Annotated in this window: 6 protein-coding genes; 2 read left to right on the top strand and 4 right to left on the bottom strand. The window is 45.0% G+C overall.

Going from position 1 to position 8,970, the window contains the following annotated elements; translation table 11 throughout:
• Nucleotides 1-230: 230 nt before the first annotated feature.
• Nucleotides 231-2,681: a GGDEF domain-containing phosphodiesterase gene (locus tag ACHA99_RS12360; protein ID WP_263141238.1), complete on the top strand. Its 2,451-nt coding sequence runs from the start codon at nt 231-233 to the stop codon at nt 2,679-2,681.
• Here ACHA99_RS12360 and ACHA99_RS12355 read toward each other — a convergent pair.
• Both ACHA99_RS12355 and ACHA99_RS12350 read right to left on the bottom strand, forming a co-directional pair.
• A complete protein-coding gene (locus tag ACHA99_RS12355) occupies nt 2,638-3,621 on the bottom strand; it encodes an alpha/beta fold hydrolase (RefSeq protein WP_105250768.1) in 984 nt (327 codons plus the stop codon). The genes ACHA99_RS12360 and ACHA99_RS12355 overlap by 44 nt on opposite strands.
• A gap of 95 nt (nt 3,622-3,716) precedes the next feature.
• On the bottom strand, nt 3,717-5,528 hold the full coding sequence (locus ACHA99_RS12350; protein WP_393943023.1) for a DUF885 domain-containing protein: 1,812 nt from the start codon (nt 5,526-5,528) through the stop codon (nt 3,717-3,719).
• Between the two features lie 210 nt (nt 5,529-5,738).
• Here ACHA99_RS12350 and add point away from each other — a divergent pair, with 210 nt between their 5' ends.
• Nucleotides 5,739-6,734: an adenosine deaminase gene (add, locus tag ACHA99_RS12345; protein ID WP_105250766.1), complete on the top strand. Its 996-nt coding sequence runs from the start codon at nt 5,739-5,741 to the stop codon at nt 6,732-6,734.
• Between the two features lie 96 nt (nt 6,735-6,830).
• Here add and hemN read toward each other — a convergent pair whose 3' ends face one another.
• Both hemN and ACHA99_RS12335 read right to left on the bottom strand, forming a co-directional pair.
• Nucleotides 6,831-8,207, bottom strand: a complete 1,377-nt coding sequence (hemN, locus tag ACHA99_RS12340) for an oxygen-independent coproporphyrinogen III oxidase (RefSeq protein ID WP_006084752.1) — start codon at nt 8,205-8,207, stop codon at nt 6,831-6,833.
• 261 nt (nt 8,208-8,468) lie between these two features.
• Entirely contained in the window at nt 8,469-8,936 is a 468-nt protein-coding gene (locus ACHA99_RS12335; RefSeq protein WP_212599427.1) for a DUF2489 domain-containing protein, read from the bottom strand.
• Between the last annotated feature and the right edge of the window lie 34 nt (nt 8,937-8,970).

The following is an 8,970-nucleotide window of genomic DNA, read 5'->3' as shown; positions in this document are numbered from 1 at the left end:
AAAATCGTCATTTAAAGACCAATGCTATATGGCATTATTCTATTCATTTTAGTTTTGGTTCTTCTGCTAGTTCTTTACATTTTTTCCTTCCTTTATTTCAGACTTTTATACTCTAAGTTGATTATTTACATGAAGATCTCGCTTAGTTTGATAAGTCCTTTTGCTTAGTGGTTCGTTTCCCGTTAGCATACAAAAATATTAATTTTTTTGTTAACGGCCATCTGTTGCCTATGCTTCGTAAGCTTTCGCTCGCGGTACTGCTTCCTCTTTGTATGCTGACCCTATATTTAGTGTTGGTCATAGGCGAGTACCTGTTCGAAAGTGACCAAGTTAGGGCTGAACTTGCGCAGCGACAATCGGCTTTGATAAATCAACAGTTGTTCCGCATGCAGAATGTGGTTCAATCGGCGCAAGCTTTACAGGATGTAGAGCGGATTGAGCAGGAGGTTTCCTTAGCTGCGCTGGATATGGGCACTATGGTGTATATCTTGGTTGATGCTGAAAGCCGTATTCGTTTTGCTAATCATACTGTGTGGCGTGATAGCAATGCGACTCAAGTCATCGATGGTTATGATGTAGACCTTCACCGCTCTGTGGTTCAAGCTTTTCTTCCGCAGATCCTCGTTAATCTCGACCGTTTAACTATTCAAGCATATTATCCCGTTCTTCCCCAGTATGGTGGGGCTGTTGATTTGATTTATCTTGAAGCCGATTTAGCGCCTTTAGTTGCCGAAGCTTCCGCTAAGTTACAACAACGTTTTATGCGGGTTTGGGGGCTGGGTGGATTATTACTCATTGGTTTTACCTTCATTCTCTATTTCCTATTGATCCGTCCATTCCAAATATTAAGCGAGGCCGCTAAACAGGTAGGGACTTCTTCCTTTTCGACATCGATACCTTGGAGTTCATCTGAAGTTTTATCTTTGCAAGCCAGTTTGCAGCAGGCACATGAGCGTTTAAGTCGGGCAGTTAAACAGCTCAATGACAGTGAATTGCGTTGGTTATTTGCTGTGGAAGGTTCGCGTAACGGTATTTGGGATTGGGATATTAGTACTGGGGAGGTTTTTCTTTCTGATCGCTGGAAAGAGATGATTGGTTATGAGCCTGATGAATTGGCTGGAGTATTCCAGACATGGGAGACGCGGCTACATCCCGATGATAAGCAGATTGTGTTAGATGCTTTGCAGGAATACGTTAGCGGAAAGAGTAAAGAATTTGAAAGTGTTCACCGCTTACGCCATAGAGATGGCCATTATGTGTGGGTATTAGACCGCGGTATGTTAGTTGATTGGGATCCCCAAGGGCGCCCGACTCGCATGATAGGCATTCATATGGATGTGTCAGAAAGCGCGAAGAACCATGCTGCAATTACTGAGCTTGTAGATCAATCTGTTGTCGGTCGCAAGATGTTGCCCGATGTCTTTATGGTGCGTTTATCTCAATTTTTAACCCAAGGTAATAGTTCGGGGCAATGGGGGGCATTGCTGCTCGTTGAGGTGGATCGCTTAGGATTGGTCGCCACTTTACATTCCCATGAATTAGAGCGCTTGTTAACGCAAATCGCGGCCCGTTTATCGAGTTATTTCACTGAAAATATAACGGTCGGTCGATTAGAGTCTGGTAATTTCGTTTTGCTTGCTAAAGATTTAGCGGCAGATGCGTCAGCCGCTGCTCGTCGTGCTTTAGCCCTTGCGAGTGAGTTAAGGCAAGTGATTGCTCGACCATTCCATTACGGTCATCATCACTTTGAGCTGAGCGCGTGTGTGGGGATCTGTTTACTCGATAGTATAGAAACCTTAGATCCTGCTTTAGTCATGCGTCGTGCCGAGTTGGCAACGTTAAGCGCTAAGCAAGCAGGTCAAGCTGGGTGCGCTTTTTACCATGCTGAAATGGACTTTCGCCAGAGCCGTGATGAGCTGTTGCAACAGGAATTACAAACCGCATTACAACAAGATAGCTTAACGTTAATGTTCCAGCCTGTGATCAATGCGACCAGTGAACTTGTCTCGGCTGAAGTGCTCACGCGTTGGTATCGTGCTGATGGAGAGTTTATTCCGCCAGCTGAATTTGTGGCGTTAGCAGAACAAGGGGGAATTATTGCTGAGCTTGATCTTTGGGTGGCAAAGCGGGTGTGTCTGTTTATTCAGAAATCGCGGGCTCAAGGAAGGAGTTTGCCTCCTTTGACTCTCAATATCAGTGCATTCTCATTTGGTCAGGCTGATTTTGTTGATGCATTCGTTGGGTTAGTTAAGGAGCATGGTATTGTGGCTAATCAACTGGGTATTGAGCTCAATGAGGCCGCATTGTTAATGCAACCACAGTTTGTCGATGAGCGTGTCTCTAAGTTAGTTGAAGCAGGTGTAGGCATCATCCTCGATCATTTCGGTTCGGGTTTGAGTGCCTTGAGCTGCTTAGCTAATCAGCCATTAGTTGCGGTTAAATTGGATATGAGTTGTATCGATTCATTAACCACAATGCCAACAAAAGTGAATGTACTTATTACCTCTGCGCGGCAATTCAATTTGAGCGTTGTCGCCAAAGGTGTCGAATCATCCCAACAATATCAAGCTTTTGTTGAACTAGGCTGTGATGGCTATCAGGGCTATTTATTCAGTCGAGCTTTAAACCAAGCGGACTTTATCCAGCTTGTTTGTCCTCGTCCTTTATTGCGTAGCGTTTAAAGAAGTCGAGAGCATAGTTTAAGGCTTGGTTTCGGCAGGCGTCTTTTTCCATAAAAATCTCATGGGCAGCCCCAGCGATTACTTTCAATTGGCAATGGGTACTCACGGCGAGATTCTGGGCCGCATTATCAACAATCTTATCTTCACTCGCTTGCAGTATCAGTATCGGAGTGCGAATTTGTGCCGTTGCCAGTACGCAAGTATCTGCCGCATCTAAAGATTCAGTCAACCAACGGTTAGTGGGTGAACCGAGTTGTAACTTAGGGGCAGCATCATACAATTCTCGGTAGGCTTGGTATCGGGTTTGGCTGTGAGTGAGCTCATTACCTTTGAATGGAACAGGTTTATAGTTTTGTCCTGCAAGTACATAATTAGGCTCGCCGCCATTGAGTGTGGTATCGAGTTTACTGGCCAACCAGCGTACGAACGCTTTTGGCATAGGTAATTTAATGCCATACATGGGTGCGGAAAATGCCGCGGCGGTAAAAATATCGGGATGCTGTTTGAGATACAAAGTGCCAATCGCGCCACCCATTGAATGGCCAAGTAGCATGAGTTGTTTGTCGTTTTGTGGTAACACTATCTTCTGCATAAATAGTGCAAAATCATCAATATAATCATTGAATCTTCGCACATGGCCCATGTGTGGATTGATTGTCATACGATCCGACAGCCCTTGGCCACGGTGATCTATGGCATAAACAGAGTAACCTTGTTGGTATAAGTCGAAGACCAATTCTTGATACTTTAAATAGGACTCGACTCGGCCACTGCTGAGAACGATTGCGGTATGCGCTTGGGGATGTTTGACCATCATATAGGCCAGCGTGACGCCGTCGGCAGAGGCTAGCGTGTCTTGAACAACGCTTTGCCAGAAGGCTTGCTGCTCTGAGGTATTTAAATCGTGTTCAGTCGAAAATGTCGCTTTGGCTTGGCTCATACTCAGTCGCAAATCATTTGGCTTGAATGGTTTGTTAGAGTGTAACAGACAACCATGGGAGTCTGAAAATACCGACTCCCATGAATTTCATTAACTTAGCGTGCCACCTTTTTCGCTTCAATAAAATCATTGATTTGCTGTTCGAGGATCGACATAGGCACCGAGCCATTTTCGAGCACAGCATCGTGGAAGGCACGAATATCAAATTTGTCGCCGAGTTCCTGTTCTGCCTTGGTACGTAATCGTTTGATTGTTAACTCACCAATCTTGTAGGACAAGGCTTGTCCTGGCCACGAAATATAGCGGTCAATTTCGGTAGTGACATTGTGCAGTGATAGTGCGGTATTGCTGGCCATAAAGTCGATGGCTTGTTGACGACTCCATCCTTGGGCGTGCATGCCAGTATCTACGACTAAACGGGCCGCGCGCCACATTTCATAGGTTAAGCGACCAAAGTTACTGTAGGGATCTTGATAGAAGCCAGCCTCTAAACCTAAATATTCGCAATATAGCCCCCATCCTTCACCAAAGGCAGAGATATAGCCATAACGACGGAAATCTGGGAGTGAGGTTAGCTCAGAGTTGAGTGAAATTTGCAGATGATGACCGGGTACGGCTTCGTGCAAGGTTAAGGCTTCTAGCTCGTAGAGTGGGCGCTTATCCAATGCATAAGTGTTGACCCAGTAGTAACCGGGTTCATCATCGCTGTTCGATCCTGAATATCGTCCTGTGGTGTATTTCGGCGCAATTTCGGCAGGCACTGGCGCTATACCATAGGGTTGGCGTGGGAGTTTGCCGAAGTACTTAGGTAGCATGGCATCGGCTTTTTTGGCAATAAATGCCGCTTCTTTGAGTAACTGATCGGCACTTGTGGTGTAAAACTTGGGATCGGTCCGCAGGAAATGTAAGAAGTCGGCAAAGCTGCCTTTAAAACCTACTGACGCGATGATTTGTTCCATTTCTTGGCGGATACGTTGTACTTCTTTTACGCCCAGTTCATGCACTTGCGTCGACGTCATATTCAAGGTCGTGTAGTAACGTACCCTATTCTCATAAAATTCTGCGCCGTTAGGTAAGCTACTGGCCGCGATATTTTCCCGGGCATTGGGAATGTACTCTTTAGTCATGAAATCATAAAAGTTTTGGTACAGAGGTAGAACTTTTTGCTCAACTAAAGTGCGGCCTTCTTGGGTCAGCTGAGTTTTTTGTGCCTCAGTGAAATAGTTGGGATATTGAGTAAAAGGTTTGAAATAACTGCTCTTTTCAACAGGGACGATATAAGCACTGATACTGTCTTCAAAGCCATTGAGTGTCACTTTTGGCGGCGTTATTCCCTCGGCTAATCCTTGTTTTAGCCAGTGGGTTTGCTGGGCGAAATAGGTCGGGAGTGCATTGAGTTTGGCAATATAGTTGCGGTAATCCTCAAGGGTGTTGAATCTTCCCTGTGCGATTGACGTGATATAAGCGTGGAAGCCGCTTTCCGCCGTAATGGGCAGGTAATAATCCTTGAAACGATATAGGTCGACATCGTTTTGGATCTGATCTTCCAGTATTTGAGCGTTAATCTTATCTTCTTTACTCAAGCTGCCGCGGTCGAGTGCTTTGAGTTGCGCTAGTACTGCGATTTGACCTTGATTAAGCTTAGCGAGCGCTGCTGGCGAGAGATCCGCTAATTTTCCTGCGGCACTTGCATCGCCCATGCTGTAAGCCATTTCAGGACTCGCACTGAGTTGTAATTGCCAGCTTTGGTCGATAATCGCTTGCAGCGCTGGGGCTATTGGCTCAACTTGTGATTGTGCTGCTGATATTGCCTGTGACGATGGGGTTTGAATATTTTTTGTGGTTTGAGTGGCACTGCAGGCGCCTAATGCGCATATCAATAAACTGGGGGTTAAGAGTTTATGCATGTTAGATCTCTGATATTTTCGTTGTTATTGAAGTCATTATGCCTGATGAATGCGGCCGTTCCTTGTATGGATATTAAGCAGAATTGTGACTGAATGTGAATTTAAATGCGTTTGGCGCATAAATGCCCCCGAAAATGCGTGTTAAACTTAGTATCCGCCCGCGACCAAATAACAAAAGCATTGGCTGGGTAGTTCAAATAGGGGTTAAATATGATTGATACATCCATTCCATTGGTGGATCTGCATCGTCACCTAGACGGTAATGTGCGGGTAAATACCATTTGGGAACTAGGACACCAACACGGCATTGCGCTACCTGCCGATTCTTTAGAGACACTCGCACCTTTTGTGCAAATTCAGGGGAAAGAAACTAGCTTAGTCGCCTTCTTAAAGAAGCTCGATTGGATGGTTGCTGTACTCGCAGATTTGGATGCGGTTAAACGCGTCGCCTATGAAAACGTTGCCGATGCGGCGTTATCTGGCTTAGATTACGCTGAGTTACGTTTTAGTCCTTACTATATGGCGATGAACCATAAGTTACCGATTGAAGGCGTAGTTGAGGCGGTAGTTGACGGCGTTAAAGCGGGCTTAAAAGACTATAACGTGAAAATCAATTTGATTGGTATTATGTCACGTTCATTTGGTCAAGCTGCTTGTACTCAAGAACTTGAAGGCTTACTCGCCCATAAACAACATCTCGTGGCTATGGACTTAGCCGGTGATGAATTAGGCTTCCCTGGCGAGTTATTTAACGATCACTTTAAACGTGTTCGTGATGCTGGCCTTGCGATTACGGCTCACGCCGGTGAAGCTGCGGGTTCACAAAGTATGTGGCAAGCGATTCAAGAACTTGGCGCAACTCGAATTGGTCATGGGGTGAACGCGATTCACGATCCTAAGCTGATGGAATATCTTGCTAAGCACCGTATTGGCATCGAATCTTGCCCAACCAGTAACTTGCATACTTCTACTGTGGCTTCTTACGCTGAGCATCCATTCAGAACCTTTATGGATGCAGGCGTGTTGATAAGCCTAAATACCGATGATCCCGGTGTGAGCGCTATCGATATTAATCATGAGTATCGTATCGCCAAATCTGAACTCAAGTTAACCGATGCTGAGTTAGCGCAGGTGCAACGTAACGGCGTTGAAATGGCATTTTTATCGGACAGTGAGCGCAAAGCACTCTATGCCGCTAAGGTATAAGTCGATTCTGAGTCGTTAATAAAAATAGCCATAAATAAAAATCCGACTCTAGAGTCGGATTTTTTGTGAGCGTTTGCGAGTGCAGCAATAAGCGTTTTAGATCACGCGTGAGAACTGTTGCTGACGCGCTTTTTGACGATAGTAAAGATCGAAGCACATACAGATATTGCGGATCAATAAACGGCCAGTAGGGCTGATAGTGATCTGTCTGTCGACGATTTCAACTAACTTATCATCGATAAATGTCTGCATTAACTTAAGATCTTCTGCGAAATAGGTTTCGAAGTTAATCCCCAGTTTCTCATCAATTTTCGCCATATCCAGTTCGAAGTGGCAAATCAGCTGTTTAATCACTACACGGCGGATTTCATCGTCACGGTTTAGGCTGCAACCTTTCCACAAAGCATGGCCTTCCTTATCTATGGCCTCATAGTAAGGGCGGATATCTTTCTGGTTTTGCGCATAGCAGTCGCCAATCTGACTGATAGACGATACGCCAAGACCTAACAAATCGCATTCTTCTTGGGTGGTATAACCTTGGAAGTTGCGGTGCAGTCTGCCTTCGCGCTGCAACTTGGCTAACTCGTCATCGGGTTTAGCAAAATGGTCCATGCCGATATATTGGTAACCAGCGCCAGTTAAGGTCTCGATAGTTTGGTGCAGCATTTCGAGTTTTTGTTTTGGCGAAGGTAAATGCTCGTCTTTGATCTTACGTTGAGCGGCAAAGCGCGCAGGTAAGTGAGCATAGTTAAATACCGACAGACGGTCAGGCGATAAATCTAAAACGCGCTGCATAGTAACGGCAAAGGTTTCTGGCGTTTGGTGTGGCAAACCATAGATTAAATCTATGTTGGTTGACACAAAACCCATGGCTTTCGCTTTAGCCATTAAGTCGAAGATAAATTGCTCATCTTGTTCGCGATTAACGGCAATTTGCACTTCTTTATTGAAATCTTGTACACCGATGGAGATCCGGTTAAAGCCCGCTTCTTTCAACGTGTCGAGCATTGACAGCTCTATCTCGCGAGGATCGACTTCAATTGAGTACTCGCCTTCTTCCGCAAAGTTAAAGTTAGCTTTAATCAATGACGTAAGTTTAAGAATCTGCTCTGGATTTAAGAACGTGGGTGTACCGCCGCCCCAATGCATTTGGGTCACACTGTAATGTTTGAACAGGGGCGCACGTTTAATAATTTCTTGGCTTAAATATTCAATGTACTGATCGGCTTTGTGTTGGTGGCGGGTGATGACTTTATTACAGCCGCAGTAATAACAAAGCTTGGCGCAGAACGGGATGTGAATATACAGCGACAGTTTATCGCTTTTGCTATTTTCAATGGCCGTCAGCAGGTTTTGTTCGGTGAATGTGTCATCGAACTCTAATGCCGTTGGGTAAGAGGTATAACGGGGACCGCTGTAGTTATATTTTTCGATCATCGACTGATCCCAGCTAATCTGAGTGGGCTGCTTCAAGGCGTGTCCTCCGTGGGTAAATTAGCAACAAGCGAAGTATGCAAGGTTCTTAAGTAAATAACCTTGATCTAGGTTGTAAAAATGACGTCTGTCATTTTAGAAGTTACGCAATATCTATCAAAAAAGTACGCTTGTCTGTCGATATTTGGCGGTTTTGTGCGCAGGCTCACGGGAGTAAGGAGGGTAAGATTGGTGTGGGTTTTATCGAGATAACCTCAAAACCACAATATAAGTGGTCTTGAGGTATAGCAATGGGCTGGTTTAATGCATCGCTTTGGCTTGGTAATCCGCCAGTTTTTTCGCATCATCACTAATGCCTTGCTCTAATGCGGCTTCGGACTTCATTCTGATCAAGTCTAACTTCATTCTTTCTTGCTTAGGCAAGGCTTGACGAGCATCCATGATGGGATGATTTTTAATTAACTCAAAGTGTTTGAATAATGAAGGGTAATCGGGAGCCACACGCTCACTTAATGACAGGATTTCAAATAATCGACCAATCCTGACCACGCCTTCAGAGATCTCACAGCGGTCTTCAATCATGGCGGTGGCGATATAGCGGATATCATCTAAAACTTGGGCACGTTTTGCGTTAGCAGTCACTTCACGCTCGGCTTGTTCAGCCTGCTGACGCTTTTTTTGCTGCTTGAGTTTTAGGATTAAGAAGGTGGCGTAGCTACTTAGCGCTACTATGATGATAAAACCGAGAATAATGATAGTCGTAGACACAGAGACTCCTTATATGAATGGCATAAGGAGCCAC

Source organism: Shewanella sp. S23-S33 (assembly GCF_043359565.1).
Classification (GTDB): Bacteria; Pseudomonadota; Gammaproteobacteria; order Enterobacterales; family Shewanellaceae; genus Shewanella; species Shewanella oncorhynchi.
This window is presented reverse-complemented; position numbering and strand designations above follow the sequence as displayed.

Coding starts and splice junctions, on each gene's coding strand:
- add (WP_105250766.1), top strand. CDS start 5,739: ATGATTGATACATCCATTCCATTGGTGGATCTGCATCGTCACCTAGAC.
- ACHA99_RS12360 (WP_263141238.1), top strand. CDS start 231: ATGCTTCGTAAGCTTTCGCTCGCGGTACTGCTTCCTCTTTGTATGCTG.
- ACHA99_RS12350 (WP_393943023.1), bottom strand. CDS start 5,528: ATGCATAAACTCTTAACCCCCAGTTTATTGATATGCGCATTAGGCGCC.
- ACHA99_RS12355 (WP_105250768.1), bottom strand. CDS start 3,621: ATGAGCCAAGCCAAAGCGACATTTTCGACTGAACACGATTTAAATACC.